The 25524-nt window shown below is 42.5% G+C and carries 23 protein-coding genes, 1 tRNA gene, 1 pseudogene, 1 riboswitch and 1 other annotated feature; of the genes and pseudogenes, 24 read left to right on the top strand and 1 reads right to left on the bottom strand.

Annotated features, from left to right (window positions below):
* The first annotated feature begins 21 nt into the window (after nucleotides 1–21).
* The 4 genes from HNR31_RS02315 to HNR31_RS02300 all read left to right on the top strand — a co-directional run bounded on the left by HNR31_RS02315 (nucleotide 22) and on the right by HNR31_RS02300 (nucleotide 5813).
* Nucleotides 22–954 carry an FTR1 family iron permease gene (locus HNR31_RS02315; protein ID WP_181554632.1) on the top strand — a complete coding sequence of 311 codons (933 nt, stop codon included), beginning with the start codon at nucleotides 22–24 and terminating at the stop codon, nucleotides 952–954.
* 52 nt (nucleotides 955–1006) lie between these two features.
* On the top strand, nucleotides 1007–2449 hold the full coding sequence (locus HNR31_RS02310) for a nucleoporin-interacting protein (RefSeq protein WP_181554631.1): 1443 nt from the start codon (nucleotides 1007–1009) through the stop codon (nucleotides 2447–2449).
* A gap of 18 nt (nucleotides 2450–2467) precedes the next feature.
* A complete protein-coding gene (gene uvrC, locus HNR31_RS02305) occupies nucleotides 2468–4240 on the top strand; it encodes an excinuclease ABC subunit UvrC (RefSeq protein WP_181554630.1) in 1773 nt (590 codons plus the stop codon).
* A 69-nt stretch (nucleotides 4241–4309) separates the two neighbouring features.
* A riboswitch (Lysine riboswitch) is annotated at nucleotides 4310–4488 on the top strand.
* Between the two features lie 101 nt (nucleotides 4489–4589).
* Nucleotides 4590–5813 carry an aspartate kinase gene (locus HNR31_RS02300; RefSeq protein WP_181554629.1) on the top strand — a complete coding sequence of 408 codons (1224 nt, stop codon included), beginning with the start codon at nucleotides 4590–4592 and terminating at the stop codon, nucleotides 5811–5813.
* A 42-nt stretch (nucleotides 5814–5855) separates the two neighbouring features.
* Here the strand turns inward: HNR31_RS02300 and HNR31_RS02295 are convergent, their stop codons facing one another.
* A complete protein-coding gene (locus HNR31_RS02295; protein ID WP_181554628.1) occupies nucleotides 5856–6311 on the bottom strand; it encodes a YslB family protein in 456 nt (151 codons plus the stop codon).
* A 288-nt stretch (nucleotides 6312–6599) separates the two neighbouring features.
* On the opposite strand from HNR31_RS02295, the gene HNR31_RS02290 reads away from it, so the two are divergent.
* The 20 genes and pseudogenes from HNR31_RS02290 (at nucleotide 6600) to leuD (ending at nucleotide 25495) form a co-directional block, all read left to right on the top strand.
* On the top strand, nucleotides 6600–7208 hold the full coding sequence (locus HNR31_RS02290; RefSeq protein WP_181554627.1) for a succinate dehydrogenase cytochrome b558 subunit: 609 nt from the start codon (nucleotides 6600–6602) through the stop codon (nucleotides 7206–7208).
* A 35-nt stretch (nucleotides 7209–7243) separates the two neighbouring features.
* Nucleotides 7244–9001: a succinate dehydrogenase flavoprotein subunit gene (gene sdhA / locus HNR31_RS02285; protein WP_181554626.1), complete on the top strand. Its 1758-nt coding sequence runs from the start codon at nucleotides 7244–7246 to the stop codon at nucleotides 8999–9001.
* A gap of 2 nt (nucleotides 9002–9003) precedes the next feature.
* Nucleotides 9004–9765: a succinate dehydrogenase iron-sulfur subunit gene (gene sdhB / locus HNR31_RS02280; protein ID WP_181554625.1), complete on the top strand. Its 762-nt coding sequence runs from the start codon at nucleotides 9004–9006 to the stop codon at nucleotides 9763–9765.
* Between the two features lie 55 nt (nucleotides 9766–9820).
* Nucleotides 9821–10288, top strand: a complete 468-nt coding sequence (locus HNR31_RS02275) for an acyl-CoA thioesterase (protein WP_181554624.1) — start codon at nucleotides 9821–9823, stop codon at nucleotides 10286–10288.
* 128 nt (nucleotides 10289–10416) lie between these two features.
* Nucleotides 10417–10641, top strand: a complete 225-nt coding sequence (gene gerE / locus HNR31_RS02270; protein ID WP_181554623.1) for a spore germination transcription factor GerE — start codon at nucleotides 10417–10419, stop codon at nucleotides 10639–10641.
* 547 nt (nucleotides 10642–11188) lie between these two features.
* Nucleotides 11189–11628 (top strand): annotated as a pseudogene (locus HNR31_RS02265) (MarR family winged helix-turn-helix transcriptional regulator).
* A gap of 9 nt (nucleotides 11629–11637) precedes the next feature.
* The gene (racE, locus tag HNR31_RS02260) at nucleotides 11638–12432 is read left to right on the top strand and encodes a glutamate racemase (protein ID WP_181554622.1); all 795 of its coding nucleotides are present in this window, start codon (nucleotides 11638–11640) and stop codon (nucleotides 12430–12432) included.
* Nucleotides 12433–12531: 99 nt separating this feature from the next.
* Nucleotides 12532–13620, top strand: coding sequence for a GerMN domain-containing protein (locus tag HNR31_RS02255; RefSeq protein WP_181554621.1), 1089 nt, complete (start codon nucleotides 12532–12534; stop codon nucleotides 13618–13620).
* Between the two features lie 84 nt (nucleotides 13621–13704).
* Entirely contained in the window at nucleotides 13705–14478 is a 774-nt protein-coding gene (gene rph, locus HNR31_RS02250; protein WP_181554620.1) for a ribonuclease PH, read from the top strand.
* Nucleotides 14475–15080 (top strand): XTP/dITP diphosphatase, encoded by a 606-nt coding sequence (locus HNR31_RS02245; RefSeq protein WP_181554619.1) that lies wholly within the window; start codon nucleotides 14475–14477, stop codon nucleotides 15078–15080. Before rph ends, HNR31_RS02245 begins: the two co-directional genes overlap by 4 nt.
* 6 nt (nucleotides 15081–15086) lie before the next feature.
* Nucleotides 15087–15596, top strand: coding sequence for a metallophosphoesterase family protein (locus HNR31_RS02240; protein ID WP_181554618.1), 510 nt, complete (start codon nucleotides 15087–15089; stop codon nucleotides 15594–15596).
* Between the two features lie 226 nt (nucleotides 15597–15822).
* Nucleotides 15823–15896, top strand: a tRNA-Arg gene (locus HNR31_RS02235).
* 275 nt (nucleotides 15897–16171) lie between these two features.
* Nucleotides 16172–17071: a branched-chain-amino-acid transaminase gene (gene ilvE / locus HNR31_RS02230; protein WP_181554617.1), complete on the top strand. Its 900-nt coding sequence runs from the start codon at nucleotides 16172–16174 to the stop codon at nucleotides 17069–17071.
* 22 nt (nucleotides 17072–17093) lie between these two features.
* Nucleotides 17094–17357, top strand: a binding site (T-box leader).
* A gap of 72 nt (nucleotides 17358–17429) precedes the next feature.
* Nucleotides 17430–19163 (top strand): acetolactate synthase large subunit, encoded by a 1734-nt coding sequence (gene ilvB / locus HNR31_RS02225; protein WP_181554616.1) that lies wholly within the window; start codon nucleotides 17430–17432, stop codon nucleotides 19161–19163.
* Nucleotides 19142–19660 carry an acetolactate synthase small subunit gene (ilvN, locus tag HNR31_RS02220; RefSeq protein ID WP_181554615.1) on the top strand — a complete coding sequence of 173 codons (519 nt, stop codon included), beginning with the start codon at nucleotides 19142–19144 and terminating at the stop codon, nucleotides 19658–19660. Before ilvB ends, ilvN begins: the two co-directional genes overlap by 22 nt.
* 29 nt (nucleotides 19661–19689) lie before the next feature.
* Entirely contained in the window at nucleotides 19690–20715 is a 1026-nt protein-coding gene (gene ilvC / locus HNR31_RS02215) for a ketol-acid reductoisomerase (RefSeq protein WP_181554614.1), read from the top strand.
* Complete coding sequence (locus HNR31_RS02210) at nucleotides 20702–22249, top strand: 2-isopropylmalate synthase (protein WP_181554613.1); 1548 nt, start codon at nucleotides 20702–20704, stop codon at nucleotides 22247–22249. Before ilvC ends, HNR31_RS02210 begins: the two co-directional genes overlap by 14 nt.
* Nucleotides 22250–22264: 15 nt before the next feature.
* Nucleotides 22265–23380, top strand: a complete 1116-nt coding sequence (gene leuB, locus HNR31_RS02205; protein ID WP_181554612.1) for a 3-isopropylmalate dehydrogenase — start codon at nucleotides 22265–22267, stop codon at nucleotides 23378–23380.
* 90 nt (nucleotides 23381–23470) lie between these two features.
* Nucleotides 23471–24886, top strand: coding sequence for a 3-isopropylmalate dehydratase large subunit (gene leuC / locus HNR31_RS02200; protein WP_181554611.1), 1416 nt, complete (start codon nucleotides 23471–23473; stop codon nucleotides 24884–24886).
* Nucleotides 24887–24901: 15 nt separating this feature from the next.
* Complete coding sequence (leuD, locus tag HNR31_RS02195) at nucleotides 24902–25495, top strand: 3-isopropylmalate dehydratase small subunit (protein WP_181554610.1); 594 nt, start codon at nucleotides 24902–24904, stop codon at nucleotides 25493–25495.
* The last annotated feature ends 29 nt before the right edge of the window (nucleotides 25496–25524 follow it).

The raw sequence follows: 25524 nt of genomic DNA, 5'->3' as shown, positions 1-25524 counted from the left end.
GGTAGGAAAGGGGATCATCGCATGGAAGTTCAAGCGCTGTTAATTACGTTTCGTGAAGCGTTAGAGGCTCTGCTTATTGTTGGAATTATTACGTCTTATTTAAAGCGTGTCAATCATAAAGAATATACGAAATATGTATGGCTAGGGGCTGGATTGGCTGTTTTAGCGAGCGCTGGTGTTGCGCTGCTCTTCCAGGTCGTTTTTACAGGGTTTGCGGTCATGGGAAGCGAAACGTATTTAAAAATCGCGATTATGTTTATTTCTGTGATTTTGTTAACGCAAATGGTCTTTTGGATGGCAGAGCATAGTCGCGACATGAAAAAAAGTGTCGAAGGAAAGATGGATAGATTTATTACGACAGAGAATGTCGTCGGCATGGTGATTCATTCGTTTTTAGTCGTGCTTCGTGAAGGTGTGGAAACAGTATTTTTCTTTGCTGCCATCACGCATGGAAACCTTGGAGCAGCGATGCAAGGCTGGGGAGCGGCAACAGGCATTATGATTGCCGCAGTTGTCAGTTACTTCTTCTTCAAAGGTACAATGCGCGTACCGCTCAAAACATTTTTTAAGGTGACAGGTGCGTTCATTATTTTGATTGCTGCAGGGCTGTTAGTTCAAGGAATTTCCATGCTTCAAGATTTAAACATCATCGGCAGCGTTATGCCGCATGTATACGATTTGACATGGCTGTTACCTGAACATCCGATTGACTATGAACACTATCTTCGTGACCACGGAGTTGCGCCGATTTTCTCAGGAAATGTCGGTGTATTTTTAAAAGCGCTGTTCGGGTATTCGGCGATGCCGTCATTAGAAGAGGTCATTGCTTACGTCGGTTACTTTGTCGTTATTTATTTATTAGTCACCAGTCGACATGCGAAAGAAACAAGAAACGCGGAGCAAAAAGAAGCGGACGCTCAAGCGCTTGGACCAAAAACAAAAAATGTTGTGTAAAAAGTACAAGACGCTGTTGTCTTGTGCTTTTTCATTTGTAAAGGTGAGGAACATGGTAAAACATTTTCTGGGAAATAATCGATTTGTGTCATATTTTAGTTTGTTCATCTTATTTATCGTATTTTATGTTGGGATTCGTTATGCAAGCTCTTATGCTGCCACATGGGATCAAGTTGATTTCGTACTTGCGTTAGACCGCTATGATTTATTGGCAATGCAACCGCATTTTCCGGGGTATCCGTATTTCATTCTTGGCGGTATGTTTGTTCACGCGTTCATTGATAATCCTGCGAAAGCCTTATCTGTGTTTAATGTGCTTGCCTTGTTATCAGCAACGATCCCAATGTTTTTCCTTCTTAAAAAGAATCACTCAACCAAAATAACATTGCTCATCATTGCGCTCATTCAATCGGCAAGTTATGTGATGGTCATTGCTGACCAGCCAATGTCAGAAGGAGCAGCATTAGCGGTTTTATGGTGGTATTGGTGGGCGATAGAGAGAGTAAGAGAGAATACCGCGTGGTGGACGCAACTTCTTCCCTTAGGCTTTTTTAGCCTATTAATGGGAATTCGCCTTTCATACGCTCCTTTTGGAGTTGCCATCGCATTTTTATGGTATGAAGATTGGAAACGGAATCGAAACGTGAGGAGAATTCTTTTCTTTTTGCTTGCCTTTTTTCTCTTTCAACTTATTTGGGTGACGGCGGTTGCTGCCACGGAAGGAAGCTTCAAATCCTTTTTGAAGCTTGCTTTTTCGTTTACGAATGGTCATTTTCATGAATGGGGCGGTGCAGCTACGAGCGATGAGCAATCATTTTTTCAGAGAATCATCCAATTTATATTTTATAATATCATTTGGATAGGTGTAGCGAGTAAAACAGTGTTGTTGCTTTTGTTATATATCGTTATGCTGATATGTGCTCGCCAATCCCGCTCATTTATGTTTTCACGTTGGCTTGTTTTTTCCGGCTTCGCTTATTTTCTTTGGGCATTATTAGCCCAAAACATTGACAAGCCCCGCCACATTGTTCCGCTCATTCATCTTCTTTTGTTTTACGGATGGGCGCGTTATTTTAATAAAACAGTATCTGCTAATCGGCTGGTGTTAGCGGTGATGATTTTGACCGCTCAACTCATCGTCGGAGCGTTCAATGTGCGAGAACAAGCATCTCGCTTGCCAGCAACGTATCAGTTGGCGTATGATTTACAAAACAGCAATGAACGTTTCGTGTTGTATACGTGGGAAGAAACGAGGGTGTTACAATATCTTCACGTTGATTTTCCCCATAAGCAAGTGTTACATTTTTCATTTTTTTTACAGGACAAGGAGAACTATCAACATGTTAAAATTTATATGACAGATCATGTCATAAAAGGATTTCGAGCGCAAGGAATTTCTCTTGCCGGACATTTGCGCAAAGTGAAAACGTATCATTCAAGTACACTGGCGGATCCGGTATATGGGAACATCACCTTATATGAATGGATAGATTAAAATAATGGAGTGATTATGATGCATGATCACTTAAAAGAAAAATTAGCCGTACTTCCGGAACAACCGGGCTGTTATTTAATGAAAGATAAAAATGGTACGGTCATTTATGTAGGAAAAGCAAAAGTACTAAAAAATCGGGTGCGTTCGTACTTTACGGGGACTCATGATGGAAAAACGCTGCGGCTCGTCAATGAAATTGCCGATTTTGAATATATTGTCACATCATCCAATGTCGAAGCGCTTATTTTAGAAATGAACTTGATTAAGAAATATGACCCTAAATATAATGTCATGCTAAAGGATGATAAAAGTTATCCGTTTATAAAAATTACGGCAGAGGAGCATCCTCGCCTCATCATTACAAGAAAAGTAAAAAAAGATCACGGAAGATATTTCGGCCCATACCCGAACGTGCAAGCGGCGAATGAAACAAAAAAACTGCTTGACCGTATTTATCCGCTTCGGAAATGTTCGACGCTGCCAAACCGAGTTTGTCTGTATTATCATATGGGACAATGTTTAGCGCCGTGCGTGCATCCTGTTTCCGAACAACAAAATAAAGAGATCGTCGAACAAATCGTGCGATTTTTAAACGGCGGATATAAAGAAGTGAAAAAAGAGCTAGCGGAAAAAATGATGAAAGCGGCCGAAGCGCTTGAATTTGAACGGGCTAAAGAATATCGTGACCAAATCGCTCATATTGAAGCAACAATGGAAAAACAAACGATGACGTTGAACGATTTCGTCGACCGCGATGTATTCGGTTATGCCTATGACAAAGGGTGGATGTGCGTTCAGGTGTTTTTCATTCGTCAAGGAAAGCTAATTGAACGCGACGTTTCGATGTTTCCAATGTATCAAGACCCGGATGAAGAACTGTTAACATTTTTAGGGCAATTTTATACAAAAGCGAATCACTTCAAGCCGAAAGAAGTCATCATACCTATGGATATTGACGGTGAATTAGCGGAAAAGCTGCTAGAGGTAACGGTTGTTCAGCCAAAAAAGGGAAAGAAAAAAGAACTTATTGATTTAGCATGCAAAAACGCGGCAATCGCGTTAAAAGAAAAATTTTATTTAATTGAGCGTGATGAGGAACGGACGATTAAAGCGGTTGAAAACTTAGGAAAAACGCTTGGAATTCCGACGCCGCACCGCATTGAAGCATTTGATAACTCAAATATTCACGGGGCGGATCCTGTTTCCGCGATGATCGTCTTTATTGACGGCAAGCCGGAGAAAAAAGAATATCGCAAATATAAAATTAAGACGGTCGAAGGCCCTGATGATTACGAGTCGATGCGCGAGGTCGTAAGGAGACGCTATACGCGTGTGCTAAAAGAGCAATTGCCGCTTCCCGACCTTATTATTATCGATGGGGGAAAGGGGCATTTAGCCGCTGTGCGTGACGTGCTTGAAAACGAATTAGGGCTCGATATTCCGCTTGCCGGTCTTGTGAAAGACGAAAAACATCGCACATCTGAATTGATTATGGGCGATCCACCGCAAATCGTTTCATTAGAGCGAAACAGCCAAGAATTTTATTTATTGCAGCGCATTCAAGATGAGGTCCATCGTTTTGCGATTACGTTCCATCGCCAAATGCGGGGAAAATCGCTGTTTCAATCGGTGCTGGATGATATTCCGGGCGTCGGTGAAAAACGCAAGAAAGCGTTATTGAAACATTTTGGCTCCATCAAAAACATGAAAGAAGCAACGGTGGAAGAATTACAGAAAGCGAACATTCCACTGGCGGTAGCCAAAAAAATTTATGAGAAATTGCGAGAATAATATTGTCAACGAAATAAAAGTTTGATATGATTTCCCTAAATTGCATATTCATACACTTCCGAGCGCTGAAGTGAAGATAGAGGTGCGAACTTCAAGAGTAGGCATTCTGAGGAAAATGAGTTCCGAAGACGAATGTTGAAAGGGGAGCGTCGCCGAAGCGAAAAAAGTCTCATTGCTTTTTTCGCTGGTCCTGCGTTTAAGAAATGTAGGACTGTCAAGATGATTCATCTTGGAGAGCTATCTCACTGTGTAAAGCGAACGTATTTTTTCGTTATGCACAGCAATGAGACCTCTCATTGCTGTTTTTTTATTTCTATACCGAATTATTTCAGGATAAAGGATGAGGAGAATGGCTATCATTGTTCAAAAGTTTGGTGGAACATCAGTCGGTTCAATTGAACGTATTCAAAACGTAGCGAATCGAGTAGTAGAAGAAGCAAAAAATGGGAATCAAGTTGTTGTTGTTGTGTCTGCAATGGGAAAAACGACGGATGAGCTTGCTCAGTTGGCAAAACAAATTTCCAAGCAGCCAAGCAAACGAGAAATGGATATGCTTCTTTCGACAGGAGAACAGGTGAGCATCGCACTTTTAGCGATGGCATTGCATGAAAAAGGATATAAAGCCATTTCCTTGACTGGATGGCAAGCAGGGATAACTACGGAAGCGATTCATGGCAATGCGCGCATTATCAATATTGATACAGCGCGTATTCGTCGCCATCTTGAGGAAGAGGCGATTGTCATTGTTGCAGGTTTTCAAGGGGTAACAGAAAATGGAGAAATTACGACGCTCGGACGCGGTGGTTCCGATACAACGGCGGTCGCGTTGGCAGCGGCGTTACAAGCGGAAAAATGCGACATTTATACCGATGTGACCGGCGTATTTACGACCGACCCGCGCTATGTGAAAACAGCAAGAAAACTCCAAGCGATTTCATACGACGAAATGCTTGAGTTAGCGAATTTGGGAGCCGGGGTATTGCATCCACGCGCCGTTGAATTTGCGAAAAACTATCAAGTGCCGCTAGAAGTGCGTTCGAGTATGGAAAATGAGAGAGGCACGATTGTAAAGGAGGAAGTTTCAATGGAACAACATTTAATCGTGAGAGGTATCGCATTTGAAGATCAAGTTACAAGAGTTACTGTTCAAGGGCTCGCAAGCGGATTACATACACTACCAACGATTTTTACCGCATTAGCGAACCGTGGAATTAATGTCGATATCATTATTCAAAGCGTGACAAGTGCTGAGACAACGTCTGTTTCGTTTTCAATTCGAACAGAAGATTTAAAGGAAACATTACAAGTATTACAATCGCTGGAAGGAGCGAAAGTCGAGTATGAAAGCAACTTAGCGAAAGTCTCTATCGTTGGGTCCGGCATGATTTCCAATCCGGGAGTGGCTGCGCAAATGTTTCAAATATTAGCAGAGCGCGGAATTGAGATTAAAATGGTAAGCACATCGGAAATTAAAATTTCAACGGTGGTTGAGGAAGCAAACATGGTTTCAGCAGTGGAAGCGTTACACGAAGCGTTTCAACTCGATGAAGAAAAGGTACCAATCCGTTCATAAATAAAGAGAAATGAAATAAGAAGCTTGCATGTTGCAGGCTTCTTATTTCATCACTTCGTCTTTACGGTCCCATTTCACCGTAAACACAACTTTTTTTGTTCGCTTTTTTGGTTGTTCGTATGCTTCAGCAACACAGTGTTTTTGCTGTTCGATTTGCTGAGCAAGAAAACCGGCTTCTAATTGAAACGTGCAGTCTTCGTTGAGCGCCAATCGTGTCGTCACAAGCTCTCCGGTTAACTCAATTTCAAGTTCATCGTTGCGTTCATTTATAACGGTTAGCGTTCCCCATCCAGCTTTGTCAAAAAACGACATCACGTCATCGAATGTTTCTAGTGGATAGCGGCGTGCCAAGTTTTTTCCAGCCCAATATAAAATATTAGGAGTCTCTTTTCCTAACAAATCAGGAAGAAGAACTTCGCGAATCAGTTCATAACCGAACCCAGAAATATGAAGATGTTGCAACGATTCATATTGCTTTTCTAACGGTAATTGTTTCACATACTTCCCCTCTTTCTAACCAACATTATAGCTAAATGGGGAAAAACGTGCATCATATTTCTTACTTTGGGAATAGTAATTTTATAAAAAAATATTGTTGTAATTTTCGAATGATTGAACATTTTATGAACTCGTTTTCTTGACGCTTCTACATTGTGGGAGTACAATGAATGTGACGCATGATTAATGGAAATGGAAGCATTTACAGTTCTATTAATCATGAAGTTCTAGATTTCGTGGATGGGGAATGCACTATTTTCATTGTCACTATCTAAAGGGGGTTTATATATGGCAGGAAATCGCGAGTTTTTTTACCGTCGACTCCATTCACTGTTAGGGGTCATTCCAGTTGGAATTTTTTTAGTACAACATTTAGTAGTGAACCATTTTGCGACAAAAGGACCGGATGCCTTTAATCGCGCGGCGGGTTTTATGGAGAATTTGCCGTTTCGTTATTTTTTAGAAATATTTGTTATTTTTCTTCCGTTATTGTTCCATGCGATTTATGGTCTTTATATTGCTTTTACGGCAAAAAACAATGTCAGTCGCTATGGTTATTTCCGCAACTGGATGTTTATGCTGCAACGACTAACAGGGATTATTACTCTTATTTTTGTCACGTGGCACGTATGGGAGACGCGTGTACAAGCTGCGTTTGGAGCAGAAGTCAATTATGAAATGATGGCGAATATTGTTGATAATCCATTCATGCTTGCTTTTTATATCGTAGGGATTATTTCGACAGTATTCCACTTCGCAAACGGTTTATGGTCTTTCTGTGTAAGCTGGGGATTGACAGTGAGTCCTCGCTCACAACAAGTATTTACATATGTGACAATGGTGATTTTTGTTGCGCTTTCCATCGTTGGCATTCGTGCCATTTTAGCATTCGCTTAATCCACAACTAGCAATCTTTTAGGGAGTGAGTCACGATGAAAAAAGGAAAAATCATAGTAGTTGGTGGCGGTTTAGCCGGACTAATGGCAACCATTAAAATCGCGGAAGCGGGTGTGCCAGTTGAGCTGTTTTCGCTTGTGCCAGTAAAGCGATCTCACTCTGTTTGCGCTCAAGGTGGGATTAACGGTGCAGTTAATACAAAAGGCGAAGGGGACTCTCCATGGGAGCACTTCGATGACACTGTATACGGCGGTGACTTTTTAGCGAATCAGCCACCGGTGAAGGCAATGTGTGAAGCGGCTCCAAGCATTATTTACATGTTGGATCGCATGGGAGTCATGTTTAACCGTACGCCTGAAGGATTATTGGATTTCCGACGCTTCGGTGGAACGCAGCATCACCGTACTGCATATGCGGGAGCAACGACAGGGCAACAGCTGCTTTATGCGCTCGATGAGCAAGTGCGCCGCCACGAAGTAGCCGGACTTGTCACTAAATACGAGGGATGGGAATTTTTATCTGCTGTATTAGATGATGAACAAATTTGTCGCGGAATCGTCGCACAAAACTTAACGACAATGGAAATTAAAGCGTTTCCTGCAGATGCGGTCATTATGGCCACAGGCGGACCTGGAATCATTTTCGGAAAATCGACAAACTCAATTATTAATACAGGCTCAGCAGCTTCGATTGTTTATCAACAAGGCGCTTACTATGCGAATGGTGAATTTATCCAAATCCACCCAACTGCCATTCCGGGGGATGATAAATTACGCCTCATGAGCGAATCGGCTCGCGGTGAAGGTGGACGAGTATGGACATATAAAGATGGTAAACCGTGGTATTTCTTGGAAGAGAAATACCCAGCTTATGGAAATTTAGTACCTCGCGATATTGCTACAAGGGAAATCTTCCATGTGTGCGTAGATTTAAAGCTTGGCATTAATGGAGAAAACATGGTGTATTTGGATCTTTCCCATAAAGATCCAAAAGAATTGGACGTGAAGCTTGGTGGAATTATCGAGATCTATGAGAAATTCATGGGCGAAGACCCACGAAAAGTCCCGATGAAAATTTTCCCTGCTGTTCACTACTCAATGGGAGGCTTATGGGTCGACTACGATCAAATGACCAATATTAAAGGCTTGTTTGCTGCCGGAGAATGTGATTACTCGATGCACGGAGCGAACCGTTTAGGTGCAAACTCATTGTTGTCTGCGATTTACGGCGGTATGGTCGCGGGTCCAAAAGCGGTAGAATACATTCGTGGATTAGAAAAGTCGTCCGATGCGATGCCATCTTCATTATACGACCGCTATTTGAAACAAGAGGAAGAAAAATGGGACAATATTATGTCAATGGATGGAACAGAAAATGCCTACGTTCTTCATAAAGAACTTGGCGAGTGGATGACTGATAACGTCACCATTGTTCGCTATAATGACAAGCTTTTGAAAACAGACGAAAAAATTCAAGAGTTGCTGGAGCGTTATAAAAATATTAACATTAACGACACTGCAAAATGGAGCAACCAAGGGGCATCTTTCACTCGTCAGTTATACAACATGCTGCAATTAGCACGTGTCATTACGTTAGGGGCTTACAACCGCAATGAGAGCCGTGGTGCTCACTATAAACCAGAATTTCCAGAGCGCAATGACGAAGAGTGGCTCAAAACAACGATGGCTCGTTTTACACCAGATGGGCCGGCATTCCATTACGAGGATGTAGATACGTCGTTAATTAAGCCACGCAAACGCGACTATACGAAAAAGAAAGAGGAAGTGAAATAATCATGAGCGAGAAAAAAACGATTCGCCTCATTATCACTCGACAAGATCGTCCTGATTCTGCGCCATACGAAGAGGAATTCGAAATTCCGTATCGTCCGAATATGAACATCATTTCTGCGCTTATGGAAATTCGTCGCAATCCGGTAAATGCTAAAGGAGAAAAAACGACCCCGGTTACTTGGGACATGAACTGTCTGGAAGAAGTCTGCGGAGCTTGTTCGATGGTCATTAACGGGAAACCACGCCAATCCTGTACAGCCCTTATCGATAAATTAGAACAGCCGATTCGTCTAGAGCCAATGCGGACATTTCCGGTAATTCGCGACCTTCAAGTGGACCGCAGCCGTATGTTTGATTCATTGAAGAAAGTGAAAGCATGGATTCCGATTGACGGAACGTACGATTTAGGTCCTGGTCCACGCATGCCGGAACGGAAACGACAATGGTCGTATGAACTCTCTAAATGTATGACATGCGGAGTTTGTTTGGAAGCATGCCCGAATGTCAACAGCAAATCGAACTTTATCGGTCCAGCACCGCTTTCTCAGGTACGGTTGTTCAATGCTCATCCGACAGGAGCGATGCATAAGGCGGAACGGTTACAAGCCATTATGGGAGATGGTGGTCTTGCGAACTGCGGTAATTCGCAAAACTGCGTCCAATCTTGTCCAAAAGGCATTCCATTAACGACATCAATTGCCGCATTAAACCGTGAAGCAACGATCCAAATGTTCCGCAACTTCTTCGGAAGCGACGAGGTATAACTACTGATCCTCTTCATGGGCTCCCATGAAGAGGATTTTTGTTAGGGGGAATTCAATGAAGAACATTGATTATATTGGTAACATGGAAGAATGGCAGCAATCCTTTACCTTTTTTCATCGTATCAAAGTGCGCTTTTGCGAAACAGATATGTTTGGTCATTTAAACAATACAGTCCCATTTATTTATTTTGAAGAGGTACGAACTGAATTTTTAAAACGTATCGGTTTTATGGGGCAATGGACAAGTGCACAATCGGAAGAAATTCCAGTAGTCGCTGATCTAAAGTGCGACTTTTTACAGCAAGTCTTTTTTAATGATGAGCTTTACGTATACGTGAAAGTGCACCAAATCGGTCGTTCATCGGTCGATTTTCATTATATGGCGAAAAGAGACAACAAAGAGATTGTGTTTGTCGGTCGAGGAGCGCTTGTGCAAATTAACAAAAGAACGGGAAGAAGTGTTCCATGGAATGAAGAGATGAGACAACGATTACAGCAGTCACAAGTCGTTTCGTTTTTTTAGATAAAGTACCTATTTTTCTAGTAGATAAGCGAATTGCTGTCACCGTAACCCTCCGTTTTACATACTATATGGTGAATAATACCCATCCGGTTGTTCAGGTCTGGCTAAAGCAAGGAGGGTTACAATAATTGAAGGAGAAATCATTTCAATCAAAGCCGTTACTCACAAAAAGAGAAAGAGAAGTGTTTGAATTATTAGTTCAAGATAAAACAACGAAAGAGATTGCAAGTGAACTGTTTATTAGTGAAAAAACAGTTCGTAACCACATTTCGAACGCAATGCAAAAGCTCGGAGTGAAGGGGCGCTCACAAGCGGTCATTGAATTGCTTCGAATGGGGGAACTTGAACTATAGGAAATGCCGGCTAACCTTACTTTTAAGGTAGCCGGTTTATTATTGTTAACTGATCAAGCCGCAAAAATTTTGTTAATGAATGAAGGCATGTTTTAATTTGTCAATGATTTCATTAAAGTTAAATAGTTAGTGATCTACTTATGCAGGGGAGTAGAAGGCTGAAATGTTACGCTCCATGTATGCGCAGATAAAGGCCATTGGGTCTTTGCTTTTTGTCATATCAGAATGTATATCTTTCTTTTTTTGAGAAGAACAGTTTAGCTCAGTTGCCAACGTGTCAACTGCTTGAATCAACTTCTTCGCTGACATGGGCCGAGGCATTGCAGGCGCAGTATCTGGAAAATCGCTTCGCTCTGTCGTTTGGTCTGGCTCTGCGGTCAGTTCTCTAACCTTCTCTCTAGAGAGGAGAACACTTGGAGCTTGCTCTCTTGTCATTGATTATGCAGCAAAGTGTAGTAAAATGAAGATAGTGCATGTTGCTTGCATTTTCATAAAAAAAAGTAAACAATAATAAATGCGTGCGCGGTTATAGGGGAGATCGTATGTCATCCCAATTTGGGCGAAAAGCTGCTGTTGTAGAGTTGAAAAATTGCTGCGTTTTATCGCTGCAGAGTTAAAGCAGAGAGGACGAGAGATTCTAACGCAATATCCGATTACTCCCCCTCAATTTGTTGCCTTACAGTGGCTGTTAGAAGAAGGGGACTTGACTGTCGGTGAATTATCGAACAAAATGTATTTGGCATGCAGTACAACAACTGACTTAGTGGATCGAATGGAGAAAAATGGATTAGTAGCAAGAGTCAGAGACAAACATGATCGACGGGTGGTGCGAATTCATCTTCTTGAAGAAGGTGAACGAATTATTGAGGAAGTCATTAAAAAGCGACAACATGATTTAGCACAAGTACTGGAAAGTTTTTCGGAAGAAGAGATTGTCTTTTTAGAAAAAAGCTTAAAAAATTACATCAAGAAATGAAGAAAGAATGAGGCGATCACTTGGAAAGACCAATTGGTGTTATTGATTCAGGAGTTGGAGGACTTACTGTTGCAAAAGAAATTATGCGGCAGTTGCCAAAGGAACAAATTGTTTATCTAGGAGACACAGCACGTTGTCCATATGGTCCGCGTCCAGAAGAAGAGATTCGTCAGTTTACATGGGAAATGACGAATTATTTATTACAATACGACATCAAAATGCTCGTTATCGCTTGTAATACGGCTACGGCCGTTGTGTTAGAAGAGATTCGTGAACAATTGGATATTCCTGTGTTAGGTGTGGTGCATCCAGGAGCGCGGGCAGCATTAAAAATGACGAAAAACGAGCATATCGGTGTTATTGGTACGATTGGTACAGTGAAAAGCGGAGCATACGAAAAAGCGCTCAAATCTATCAACAATCGAGTTCATGTTGAAAGTTTAGCTTGTCCGAAATTTGTTCCGCTTGTAGAGAGCGGAAATTTCGAAGGGGACGAGGCAAAAGAAATTGTTGCCGAATCGCTTGAACCTTTAAAATCAAGCGACATTGATGTTCTTATTTTAGGATGTACTCACTACCCATTATTAAGTCCATTAATTAAAGAGTACATGGGAAAAAAGGTCAAATTAATTTGTTCCGGTGATGAAACGGCCCGCGAGGTAAGCGCGATTTTGCACCATAGTCATTTGCTGCATACAGGAAAGCGATATAACGAGCATCTCTTCTTAACAACAGGGCCAAAAGAATTGTTTCAAAAAATTGCTTCAAAATGGTTTAGAAAACCAATCGAAAATGTCAAAACGATCGAACTGTAAAAAAATCCTTCAGCAATTTAGCTGAAGGATTTTTTTATTCTATTTTTCTAAAAGGCTCGTATACATAGTAGTACAAACCATAAGTAGGAGGGAAAGGCCATGTTCAATCGCCGAACGTTAAAACTTGCAGCATCTGTAATTACTTCAGCGATATTGCTTAGCGGCTGCGGATTGTTTGGAAAAGATAAGGCAGTGAAAGAGATTGACCCACCACAGGATGTCAGCTATTTAGAAGACGGAAAATCGCTGCAGCAATCAACTGGAAAACAGGGAGACCGCACAGGGGAGGTAAAAGAAGAACAAAAAGCGACCGAGACTGTCAAACGAGAGCTGTATTTAATTGATAAAAACGGCTTCGTTGTTCCACAAACACTTGAGTTACCGAAAACAGATGCCGTTGCAAAACAAGCGTTAGAATATTTGGTCGAAGGTGGACCTGTTTCTGAACTATTACCGAACGGGTTCCGAGCCGTACTACCGGCGGATACGCGAGTACTGGGAGTCAAGCTTGAAAAAGATGGGACCATTATTGCTGATTTTTCCCCGGAGTTTGCTAATTATAAACCGGAAGATGAAAAGAAAATTTTGCAAGCCATTACATGGACATTAACGCAATTCGATAATGTTAAGAAAGTAAAAATTCGCATTAATGGTTATGACCAAACCGTCATGCCAGTGAATAAAACGCCGATTCAAGATGGCGTAAGCCGTGAAGATGGAATTAACATGGATACAAGCGGAGTTGTCGACATTACGAATACTCACCCGGTTACAGTCTATTTTTTGGCGCAACAAGGGGAACATACTTACTATGTGCCGGTTACACGGCGCGTTTCGAATAAAGAAAAAGATGATATTGTCGCTGTTGTCAATGAGTTGATTAAGGGGCCGAGTTATGGAGATGGACTTGTGAGCGATTTTCAACCGGATGTACAATTAGTAGGAAAGCCAAAATACGAAGATGGTAAAGTTACGTTGAACTTTAACGATGCCATTTACGGAAGCAATAAGAAAAATGTCATTTCCGATCATGTTTTAAATTCACTTGTTCTTTCACTCACTGAACAAAAAGGTGTTGAAAGTGTGGCGATTACCGTCAACGGCAAAGCGAATCTTGTGAAAGAAGACGGAAAAGCACTTTCCGAGCCGGTGACAAGACCAGAAAATGTGAATACAGGTAGTTTTTAATGCTATACTATGATATAAAAAGAGGTAGGCTATCACGCCACCTCTTTCTATTTATATTGTGCACTTCATTAAGGGGGCTTTTTCATGAGAGTCGATGGAAGAGAAAACAAACAGCTGCGGCCAGTACATATTGAAACGCATTTTATTAAACATGCAGAAGGCTCTGTGTTTATTACGGTTGGGGATACAAAGGTCATTTGTACGGCGAGCATTGATGATAAAGTGCCGCCATTTATGCGCGGTGGGGGAAAAGGATGGATTACTGCCGAATATGCGATGTTACCACGTGCCACAGAGCAACGAAATGTACGTGAATCAAGCAAAGGGAAAGTTTCTGGACGCACGATGGAAATTCAGCGTCTTATTGGTAGGGTGCTTCGTTCTGTCGTAGATTTAGAAAAACTTGGAGAAAAGACGATCTGGATTGATTGTGATGTTATTCAAGCGGATGGTGGTACGCGTACAGCATCGATTACGGGAGCATTTGTTGCGATGGTACTAGCGTTTGCAAAATTGGTAGAAGAAAAACGATTGGCGGAGATTCCTGTTACCGATTTTCTTGCTGCTACATCAGTGGGAATCGATCCGCAACACGGTGTCATTCTTGATTTAAATTATGCTGAAGATTCGCAAGCAGAAGTAGATATGAACGTCGTCATGACGGGGGCAGGCCATTTTGTTGAAATTCAAGGAACAGGAGAAGAAGCAACGTTTTCACGCGAGCAATTAAACGAGCTATTAGAGACAGCAGAACTAGGAATTCGACAACTTATCGATATTCAAAAGGAAATATTGGGATCATTAGCAGAACAAATTGGTGCCAAAATGAGCACAGAGGAGAGAGTGAAAGAAGCATGAAAGAAGTCATTATTGCGACGAAAAATGCGGGAAAAGCAAAGGAATTTCAAACATTACTTGCGAAAAAAGGAGTTGAGGTAAAGTCTTTATTAGATTTTCCTCATTGTCCGGATGTGGAAGAAACGGGACATACATTCGCCGAAAACGCGATATTAAAAGCGGAAACGATGGCAGAGTATTTTCATACAATGGTCATTGCGGATGATTCTGGATTATCGATTGATGCGCTTGGCGGAAGACCTGGGGTGTATTCGGCACGCTATGCTGGCGAGGAAAAAGATGATCAAGCCAACATTGCCAAAGTATTAGAGGAGCTCAAAGAAGTTCCGTTGGAAAAGAGAACGGCTCGCTTCCATTGTGCGCTAGCTGTAGCCATGCCTCACCGTCGCACTGTCGTAGTTGAGGGAACGTGTGAAGGATATATTACAGAAGAGCCAAGAGGAGAAAATGGATTTGGATACGATCCAATTTTTTATGTTCCGCAAAAAGGAAAAACGATGGCGGAATTGACAAAGGAAGAAAAGAACGGAATTAGCCATCGCGCCAATGCTCTAGCTAAACTAGAAAAGCAGTGGAATGAAATTATCAATAACGGGGAGTAAAGAGAAATGAAAGTGCTCATTGCAAGCGATAGCCATGGATTGACCAAAGAGTTAATCGAAATCAAACAACGATATCATAACGAAGTAGACGCATTGATTCATTGTGGTGATTCCGAACTACCAGCAGATTGCGCAGAATTGGAAAGTTTTTTGTATGTTCGAGGTAATTGTGATTTTACCACCGAATTTCCAAAAGAACGCATAGAAGAGATTCAAGGGGTTCGCTTTTTTATTACGCATGGTCATCTTTATAATGTAAAAATGACGCTTATGAACCTATATTATCGTGCTCAAGAAACGGGAGCAAAAGTTGTTTGTTTTGGGCATTCCCATATTGCAGGGGCAGAGATGATTCATGATATTCTCTTCATTAACCCTGGGAGCATTGCCCTGCCGCGGATGAGAAAAGAAAAAACATATGCTTTGTTGCAAATGGACAACGGACAGGCAACGGTGCAATTTTACGACATCAATGGACAAGAAGTATCATCCTTAACAAAATCATTCACATTTTGAGCGAGAAATGACCTCTCGCTCCTTTTTATATCTTGACTTTATAGAGATGCTCCCCTATAATAAAAAATGTCTTTGGAACGTCGTAGTAACTCATCTGGATAAAGCACGATCGAATCCCCTCCCTGAGAGATAGCTACATCGTACCGCTTAAACTGCTTCTTGAATCATCTTTCTGAGAGGAAGCGGGACGAAATGCGGTGAGACTACTTCGTAAATTGAATATCATGTCCCAGTAGCTCAGCTGGATAGAGCAGCGGCCTTCTAAGCCGTCGGTCGGGAGTTCGAATCTCTCCTGGGACGCTTAAAGCCTTTCTTTCCTTACTTAGGAAAGAAAGGCTTTTTTATTAGATCTTTTAATGTTGCTTCCCCTTTTCATAAAAAATTTTCTCGCTAGCTCATCTCTTGATTTCATCGTAATGTAAGCGTATACAAATAGTCTAACGAATCTAAATATTCAAAAAATAGTATTGACTCTCCTTTGTTTTGGGATTATTATAATTTTCAAATAAATCAAAAGAATAAAAACAGTACACCCACAAAGAGGGCTCACTTAGCAAGGGAAGAGGGGAAAAACGTTGAGTGAACAATGGATTTTTTTAAACAGTGAATTTGTCACAAAAGAAAACGCCAAAATTTCTGTATATGATCATGGTTTTTTGTATGGAGATGGAGTGTTCGAGGGAATTCGTGTCTATAGCGGCAATGTTTTTCGTCTGCAAGAGCATATTGACCGCCTTTATAATTCCGCTAAATCAATTTTATTAACAATTCCTTACTCAAAAGAAGAGATGACGGACATCATTGTTCAAGCTGTTCAAAAAAATCAGTTTCAAGACGCATATATTCGCGTTGTTATCTCAAGAGGTATCGGTGATTTAGGACTTGATCCGTACAAATGTCAGAAACCTCAAGTTGTTGTCATTGTCGAGCCATTGGCAATCTTCCCAAAACATTTATATGAAACAGGAATTGAAGTGGTGACAGTACCAACAAGAAGAAACCGTTCAGACGTTCTCAGTCCAAAAGTCAAATCGCTGAACTATTTAAATAACATCCTTGTAAGAATTGAGGCACATTTGGCAAATGTGAGCGAGGCGTTAATGTTAAATGATCAAGGATATGTGGCAGAAGGATCGGGTGACAATGTGTTTATCGTCAAGAATGGTGTTCTTTATACGCCGCCTGGATACGTTGGGGCTCTTGAAGGAATTACACGTGATGCGATTATAGATATTGCCCGTGAGCTTGGCTATGTTGTTAAAGAAGAGCCGTTTACTCGCCATGATGTGTATACGGCGGACGAAGTCTTTCTAACAGGAACAGCAGCTGAAGTGATTGCGGTTGTGAAAGTTGACGGTCGCGTCATTGGCGATGGAGTACCCGGACAGCATACGAAGCGATTGCTTGAAGCGTTCAGACAGCGCGTCGTTTCTGAAGGAGTTAAAGTATATCAACCGAATGCAAACGTTGGATAATGCACCATGACAAATATAGAAGGAAAAAGCGTTGAAGAGGATAAGTAGTCAGCGGCAAGGGTATCTACAGAGAGCCGGGGGAGCTGAAAACCGGTGATGCCTCCGTTTGATGAACTCACCTCCGAGTGCCAACTTGAACGTAACCAAACTAGTAGAGTTGGCCGGGTGAAACACACTTCACTCGTTATTAAAAAGAGCGGCCGCTTGTTCAGCGGACGCTCATGAGGTGGTCATACGGCCACGAAGAAGGGTGGTACCGCGGAAAGGAAACCTTTTCGCCCCTTTGACCTGACAAGGTCATGATGGGGCGAAAAGGTTTTTTTAATGGTTTTTAGAAAATGGGGAGGAAGGATGAAGCATGGCAAATATGAAAGTAGAGGAAAAACGGGCGCAAAAGACAAAAATGAGCGGAGCATTAATGCTGATTGAGGCATTAAAGGCCGAAAACGTGGAAGTGATTTTTGGGTATCCCGGCGGGGCAGTATTACCGATTTATGACAAACTGTATAGTTCTGGGGTATTTCATGTATTAACGCGTCATGAGCAAGGAGCGATTCATGCTGCGGAAGGATATGCGCGTATCTCTGGAAAACCGGGAGTGGTTATTGCCACATCGGGTCCCGGAGCCACAAACATTGTGACAGGATTAACGGATGCGATGATTGATTCGTTACCACTTGTCGTTTTTACCGGGCAAGTTGCTTCCAATGTCATCGGCTCCGATGCCTTTCAAGAAGCGGATGTCGTTGGCATTACGATGCCGATTACGAAACACAACTATCAAGTCCGTGATATTCAAGAGTTGCCAAAAATCATTAAAGAAGCGTTTCATATTGCCACAACTGGCAGGCCAGGTCCTGTGTTAATCGATATTCCAAAAGACATGACAACGATGGAAGGGGAATTTGATTACGAGCAAGAGATTCATTTGCCGGGATATCAGCCGACGATTCATCCGAATCACTTGCAAATTCGCAAGTTAGTCGAAGCGGTTAGCCAAGCGAAAAAGCCAGTCATTTTAGCAGGAGCAGGTGTTCTGCATGCCAACGCTTCGAAAGAGTTGCAACAGTACGCAGAACAACAGCATATTCCAGTCATTCATACGTTGTTAGGATTAGGAGGATTTCCGGCTGACCATCCATTGTTTCTGGGAATGGCAGGCATGCACGGCACATATACCGCGAATATGGCTCTATACGAATGTGATTTGCTCATTAATATCGGCGCACGCTTTGATGATCGCGTGACTGGAAACTTAAAATATTTTGCTCCAAACGCGACTGTCGCCCATATTGACATCGACCCAGCAGAAATTGGCAAAAACGTTCCGACGAAAATTCCGATTGTCAGCGATGCGAAAGAAGCGTTAAAAGAATTGATTCATCAAGAAGGAAAACCGGCGGATACAACGGCTTGGCTCGCTCAGCTAAATGAATGGAAAAAACAATTTCCGCTTTATTACAAAAATGATGTGCAAACAATCAAACCACAAAAGTTGATCGAAATGATTTACGAATTTACGAATGGGGAAGCGATTATTACAACCGATGTTGGACAACATCAAATGTGGGCGGCGCAATATTATAAGTTCAATAAGCCGCATCGCTGGGTGACTTCCGGTGGACTTGGAACAATGGGATTCGGTCTTCCGGCAGCGATCGGCGCTCAATTAGCAGACAAAAACGCTACGGTCATTTCGATTGTCGGTGACGGCGGATTTCAAATGACGTTACAAGAGTTGTCCGTCATTCGGGAATTGAACTTACCGATTAAAGTGATCATCGTTAATAATCAGTCGCTCGGCATGGTTCGTCAATGGCAGGAAATCTTTTATGAAAAACGGTATTCTCACTCACTCATTCCAAACCAGCCGGATTTTGTCAAGCTGGCAGAGGCTTACAACATGAAAGGATTTCGTGCAAAAACAGAAGCAGAGGCCTGTGAAATATTAAAACAAGCATTTTCGCTTGATGAACCTGTACTGTTAGATTTTCACGTCACAGCTGATGAAAATGTGTACCCGATGGTCGCACCAGGAAAAGGATTGCATGAAATGGTGGGGGTGAAACCATGCGACGAATCATTACAATGACGGTGAATAATCGTCCCGGCGTACTGAATCGCATTACTGGACTATTTACAAAACGCCATTACAACATTGAAAGTATTACCGTTGGGCATACAGAAACAGAAGGGGTTTCACGGATGACATTTGTCGTGAATGTAGAAGATGAGCGTACAGCAGAGCAAATTACCAAACAATTAAACAAGCAGATTGATGTGCTGAAAGTGAATGATATTACCGATCAAGCGATTGTGGCTAGGGAATTGGCGCTCATTAAAGTTTCTGTCACGCCGGCCTTGCGCCAAGAAATTTATACGCTCATTGAACCGTTCCGCGCCTCAATTGTCGATGTGAGCCGAGACAGTCTTGTTGTTCAAGTTACAGGCGAACCGGAAAAAGTAGAAGCTCTCATTGATTTATTAAAACCTTATGGAATTAAAGAAGTAGCACGAACAGGAACAACTGCGTTTACACGCGGCTCACAAAAAACAGCCGCATCCTATAAAACAGCTTTCATCATTTAAATTTAACAAATAAAAGGAGAGGATTTACTATGGCAAAAGTCTATTATAACGGAGATGCAAACGAAAAATATTTACAGACCAAAACAGTTGCGATTATTGGATATGGTTCTCAAGGCCATGCTCATGCTCAGAATCTTCGTGACAGCGGAGTAAATGTTATCGTCGGGCTTCGCCGAGGAAAATCATGGGAACAAGCAGAAAAGGATGGATTTCAAGTTCGGACCGTTCGTGAAGCAACAAGAGAAGCCGATATTGTGATGGTATTGCTTCCGGATGAAAAACAACCAGACGTATACAAAGAAGAAATTGAGCAGGAGTTACAGCCGGGAAATGCACTAGTATTTGCTCACGGGTTTAATATTCATTTCAATCAAATTGTTCCACCGGATCATGTCGATGTGTTTCTAGTCGCTCCGAAAGGCCCGGGACATTTAGTTCGCCGCACTTATACAGAAGGAGCTGGTGTACCAGCATTAATTGCTGTCTATCAGGATGTAACAGGAGAAGCAAGAGAAACGGCGCTTGCTTACGCAAAAGCGATCGGTGCAACAAGAGCTGGAGTGCTAGAAACGACGTTTAAAGAAGAGACAGAAACAGATTTATTCGGTGAGCAAGCGGTATTATGCGGTGGATTAACATCGCTGATTAAAGCGGGATTTGAAACGCTCGTAGAAGCAGGCTATCAACCAGAAGTCGCTTATTTTGAATGTTTGCATGAGATGAAATTGATCGTAGACCTGATGTACGAAGGAGGTCTTTCTTGGATGCGTCATTCGATTTCTGATACGGCACAATGGGGTGATTTCATCTCTGGACCGCGCGTCATTAATGATTCTGTCAAAGCAGAGATGAAACAAGTGCTTCATGATATTCAAACCGGCAAGTTTGCGAAAGGATGGATTTTAGAAAATCAAGCGAACCGTCCAGAATTTAATGCGATTAACAGACGTGAAACAGAGCACCTCATTGAAATTGTCGGTCGCCAGTTGCGAAGCATGATGCCGTTTGTAAAGGCAAAACAGAAAGACGTGGTGGTTTCGAGTGCGAAAAATTAACATTTTTGATACAACATTGCGTGATGGTGAACAATCAGCCGGAGTGAATTTGAATTTACAAGAAAAATTGGAGATTGCTCGTCAGCTCGAACGTCTCGGAGTTGACATTATTGAAGCGGGATTTCCAGCTGCTTCAAAAGGTGATTTTCAAGCGGTAAAACAAATCGCGGAAACGATCAGAACATGCTCTGTTACCGGGCTTTCTCGCTCGGTACAGAGCGACATCGATGCTGCATGGGAAGCGTTAAAAGGCGGAGCAGAACCACGTCTTCACCTGTTTATTGCAACATCCCCGATTCATATGTTCCATAAATTGCGCATGACACCAGAACAAGTCATTGATACAGCAGTAGCTACAGTGAAGTATGCAAAACGTTATTTTCCGATTGTTCAATGGTCTGCGGAAGATGCTTGTCGTAGCGAACTTCCATTTCTAGTGAAAATTATTTCGGAAGTGATTAAAGCAGGAGCGAATGTGATTAACATTCCTGATACAGTGGGGTATATTACCCCGAAAGAATATGGGGAAATTTTCGCCTTTTTAACCAACAATATTCCGAATATTGAAAAAGTATCTCTTTCTGCTCATTGCCATGACGATTTAGGAATGGCAGTAGCGAACTCATTAGCGGCGATTGAACATGGCGCAACCCAAGTCGAAGGAACGATTAACGGAATCGGTGAGCGAGCAGGGAACGCTGCATTAGAAGAAGTAGCAGTCGCGTTATATATTCGCAAAGATTATTATCAAGCCGCAACGCGTCTCAACCTTCAAGAAATTAAACGAACAAGCAATTTGGTCAGCAAATTGACAGGAATGGTAATTCCGGCGAACAAAGCGATCGTCGGCAAAAACGCCTTCGCTCATGAATCGGGGATTCACCAAGATGGCGTATTAAAAGAAAAAACGACATACGAAATCATTTCGCCGGAGCTTGTCGGTGTTCAATCGAACTCGATGGTGTTAGGAAAACATTCTGGCCGCCATGCATTGCGGAATCGTGTGGAAGAGCTTGGATATACATTGTCTGAGGACGAAATTAACAAATTATTCGTTCGCTTTAAAGGATTAGCAGATAAGAAAAAAGACATTACGGACGATGATTTAGTCGCACTGATTTTTGAAGAAAAATTTGATCATTTCAAAGAGTTTTATCAACTTTCTTCCATTCAAGTCCAATACGGGACCAACCAAATTCCAACCGCTGTTGTTGTATTAAAAGACGGACAAGAAAACGAAATACAAGAAGCAGCGACGGGAGCAGGAAGCGTCGAAGCGTTGTATAACACATTAGAGCGATGCTTTAAGACGTCCGTTATACTATTGGACTATCGAATCGAATCAGTCAGCAGTGGAAGGGATGCGCTTGCGCAAGTGTTTGTCAAAGTGCGTGTCAATGACATTGAAACAAGCGGTCGAGGTACTGCGCAAGACGTACTGGAAGCCTCAGCGAAAGCGTACATTAATGCCGTCAATCGCGTTTTCATGATTGAGAAAATGCGTGTAGAAAATCCAAAAGTAGCAATGAAATAACGGAGGGGGAGCAAAATGGGAAATTATCGGATTGCCGTATTACCGGGAGACGGAATTGGAAAAGAGGTAACAAAGGGAGCTGTGGAAATTTTACAAGCAGTTGCCACGAGATTTCATCACCAATTTGAATTTGTTTACGGACTCATTGGCGGTGAAGCGATCGATCAAAAAGGAACGCCGTTGCCAGACGAAACGCTTGCGATGTGTCGACAAAGCGATGCGGTACTTCTTGGAGCTGTTGGTGGTCCAAAATGGGATCAAAATCCTCCGCATTTGCGTCCAGAAAAGGGATTGTTGGCAATTCGGAAAGAGATGAATTTGTTCGCAAATTTACGCCCAGTGAAGTTTTATGATAGCTTAATTGATTCTTCTCCTTTAAAAGCAGAGGTCATTCAAGATGTTGACTTGTTAATTGTAAGGGAACTAACAGGTGGATTGTATTTTGGAAAACCGAGCGGTCGCCATGTTGAAGACGGTGAAGAAACAGTGGTGGATACGCTTCTTTATAAACGTGAAGAGATCAAGCGAATTGTGACAACCGCATTTGAACTTGCGAGAAAAAGACGAAAAAAAGTGACGTCTGTCGATAAAGCGAATGTGCTTGAATCAAGTCGAATGTGGCGTGAAATCGCTGAGGAAGTTGCCCGCGATTTTCCAGATGTCAAGTTAGAGCATATGCTTGTCGATAATGCGGCGATGCAGCTTATTCGTAATCCCAAACAGTTTGATGTGCTTGTGACGGAAAACATGTTTGGCGACATCTTGAGCGATGAGGCATCCATGTTAGCCGGCTCCCTTGGCATGCTACCGTCAGCAAGCTTGTCGACATCCGGCCCGAGCTTATATGAACCGATTCATGGATCTGCTCCTGACATTGCTGGACAAAATAAAGCGAATCCGATTGCAATGATCTTGTCAAGTGCGATGATGCTTCGCCTATCTTTTGGCTTGCATGAGGAAGCAAAAGCGATCGAGAAGGCGGTTCAACAAGTGCTGACATCAGGATATCGCACAGCGGATGTAGCGCGAAATGGCCAGCGCATCGTTTCGACGAAAGAAATGGTTAACGAAATTAAAGCGACCATTCTTGATGATGGGGCAATTTTGAATATTATGGCTGTCTATGCCTAATACTTGCGCATGCCAAGAGCATGTGCGCCGCTATATCATTGCTAGTTGTGAAATAATGAGCATACATTTCTGGTAAGAGAGGTGGAACGAGTGAAACCGAAAACAATTATTGAAAAAATTTGGGAAAATCATGTTGTTTATCGTGAAGAAGGAAAACCGGATTTACTATATATCGATTTGCATTTAGTCCATGAAGTCACCTCTCCGCAAGCGTTTGAAGGATTGCGGCAAAAAGGGCGGAAAGTGCGCCGCCCTGATTTAACCTTTGCGACGATGGACCACAATGTTCCGACGGTCAATCGCTTTGTTATTGAAGATGAAGTAGCGAGAAACCAGATGACAGCGTTAGAACGAAACTGTCGCGAGTTTTCCATCGCGCTTGCCGATTTATACAGTTCCGAACAAGGAATCGTTCATGTCATCGGGCCTGAATTAGGATTGACGCAGCCGGGGAAAACAATCGTTTGCGGAGACAGTCATACATCGACACACGGGGCGTTTGGCGCGCTTGCGTTCGGAATCGGGACGAGTGAGGTCGAACATGTGCTAGCGACCCAAACGCTATGGCAACATCGTCCGAAGACATTGCAAATTCGTGTCAACGGCCGGTTAGAAGAAGGAGTCACGGCGAAAGATGTCATTTTAGCGATTATTCATCGGTATGGAGTTGACGTTGGAACGGGTTACATTATTGAATTTACCGGTGATGTCATACGCAACATGTCAATGGAAGAGCGCATGACCATTTGTAATATGGCGATTGAAGCAGGAGCGCGCGCAGGATTAGTGAGCCCTGATGAAACGACGTTTGAATATTTACGAGGACGAAAATATGCTCCGAAGGGAGAAGAGTTTGAGAAAGCGGTAGAGCGCTGGCGGCAACTTGCGACAGACGAGGGAGCGACATATGATAAAACAATTGAAATCGATGCTGCTGCGATCGCTCCGATGGTCACGTGGGGAACGACTCCAGGAATGAGCATAGCGATTGATGGAACCGTACCGTACCCGGAAGATTTTGCGACAGAGACGGAACGAAAGGCTGCGCAACTTGCTTTACGATACATGGGGCTTGAACCGGGAACACCGATGACGGAAATCCCTATTCAACACGTCTTTATCGGCTCCTGTACGAATTCGCGCATTAGTGATTTACGTGCAGCCGCGCAAATTGTGCAAGGAAAAAAGGTGGCGCCAGGTGTACGGGCGCTTGTTGTACCAGGATCGCAACAGGTAAAGCGAAAAGCAGAAGAGGAAGGTTTGGCCCAGATCTTTATCGATGCTGGGTTTGAATGGCGCGATTCCGGTTGTAGCATGTGTCTAAGTATGAACCCGGATGTCGTGCCGGAAGGAGAACGATGTGCTTCAACATCCAACCGCAATTTTGAAGGAAGACAAGGAAAAGGGGCGAGAACGCACTTAGTCAGCCCAGTGATGGCTGCCGCTGCTGCGATTTATGGCCGATTTGTTGATGTTCGAAAACTGCAAACAGAGACGGTTCGTTAAGGGGGAAAGAGACGAATGCAACCATTTACAATCCATAAAGGAAAAGTAGCTGGACTCGATCGTGCCAATGTTGATACAGATCAAATTATTCCAAAGCAATTTTTAAAACGAATTGAGCGTACAGGATTCGGAAAATTCTTATTTTATGACTGGCGGTATATTAACGAGCATACGCTCAATCCTGATTTTGAACTGAACCGTCCGGAGAACCAAGGTGCGACAATTCTTGTGGCAAACGAAAATTTCGGCTGTGGCTCATCTCGGGAACACGCCCCATGGGCATTACAAGATTACGGGTTCAAGGCGGTTATAGCGCCATCGTTTGCCGACATTTTTTATAACAACTGTTTGAAAAATGGACTATTGCCAATTCGATTAGCGAAACAAGACGTCGAGTACCTTTTACAAGAAAGTGTGCGCGCTGATTACGAATTAACGATCTCACTTGAAGAGCAGCGCGTATATGATGGAACCGGATTTGATCGGACGTTTGACATCGACCCGTACCGAAAACAGCTGATGCTGAAAGGTTGGGATGAAATTGATTTAACATTTGTGTATGAACCATATATTATCGAATATGAGAAAAAGCATCATCCTGTTTCGTAACTTTTGACAAAAGCTGACTCTGCTTCGGA

The organism is Thermaerobacillus caldiproteolyticus, from assembly GCF_013761245.1.
Taxonomy (GTDB): domain Bacteria; phylum Bacillota; class Bacilli; order Bacillales; family Anoxybacillaceae; genus Thermaerobacillus; species Thermaerobacillus caldiproteolyticus.
Note: the sequence above shows the minus strand (reverse complement) of the source record. Positions and strands in the feature narration are given on the sequence as shown.

Bases quoted from the DNA above. Each gene is read 5' to 3' on its own strand.
- HNR31_RS02275 (WP_181554624.1), top strand. From the start codon at position 9,821: ATGAAGAACATTGATTATATTGGTAACATGGAAGAATGGCAGCAATCC.
- rph (WP_181554620.1), top strand. From the start codon at position 13,705: ATGAGAGTCGATGGAAGAGAAAACAAACAGCTGCGGCCAGTACATATT.
- ilvC (WP_181554614.1), top strand. From the start codon at position 19,690: ATGGCAAAAGTCTATTATAACGGAGATGCAAACGAAAAATATTTACAG.
- HNR31_RS02315 (WP_181554632.1), top strand. From the start codon at position 22: ATGGAAGTTCAAGCGCTGTTAATTACGTTTCGTGAAGCGTTAGAGGCT.
- ilvB (WP_181554616.1), top strand. From the start codon at position 17,430: ATGGCAAATATGAAAGTAGAGGAAAAACGGGCGCAAAAGACAAAAATG.
- leuB (WP_181554612.1), top strand. From the start codon at position 22,265: ATGGGAAATTATCGGATTGCCGTATTACCGGGAGACGGAATTGGAAAA.
- HNR31_RS02290 (WP_181554627.1), top strand. From the start codon at position 6,600: ATGGCAGGAAATCGCGAGTTTTTTTACCGTCGACTCCATTCACTGTTA.
- sdhB (WP_181554625.1), top strand. From the start codon at position 9,004: ATGAGCGAGAAAAAAACGATTCGCCTCATTATCACTCGACAAGATCGT.
- HNR31_RS02255 (WP_181554621.1), top strand. From the start codon at position 12,532: ATGTTCAATCGCCGAACGTTAAAACTTGCAGCATCTGTAATTACTTCA.
- HNR31_RS02300 (WP_181554629.1), top strand. From the start codon at position 4,590: ATGGCTATCATTGTTCAAAAGTTTGGTGGAACATCAGTCGGTTCAATT.
- HNR31_RS02310 (WP_181554631.1), top strand. From the start codon at position 1,007: ATGGTAAAACATTTTCTGGGAAATAATCGATTTGTGTCATATTTTAGT.
- HNR31_RS02240 (WP_181554618.1), top strand. From the start codon at position 15,087: ATGAAAGTGCTCATTGCAAGCGATAGCCATGGATTGACCAAAGAGTTA.
- sdhA (WP_181554626.1), top strand. From the start codon at position 7,244: ATGAAAAAAGGAAAAATCATAGTAGTTGGTGGCGGTTTAGCCGGACTA.
- HNR31_RS02245 (WP_181554619.1), top strand. From the start codon at position 14,475: ATGAAAGAAGTCATTATTGCGACGAAAAATGCGGGAAAAGCAAAGGAA.
- uvrC (WP_181554630.1), top strand. From the start codon at position 2,468: ATGCATGATCACTTAAAAGAAAAATTAGCCGTACTTCCGGAACAACCG.
- ilvN (WP_181554615.1), top strand. From the start codon at position 19,142: ATGCGACGAATCATTACAATGACGGTGAATAATCGTCCCGGCGTACTG.
- leuD (WP_181554610.1), top strand. From the start codon at position 24,902: ATGCAACCATTTACAATCCATAAAGGAAAAGTAGCTGGACTCGATCGT.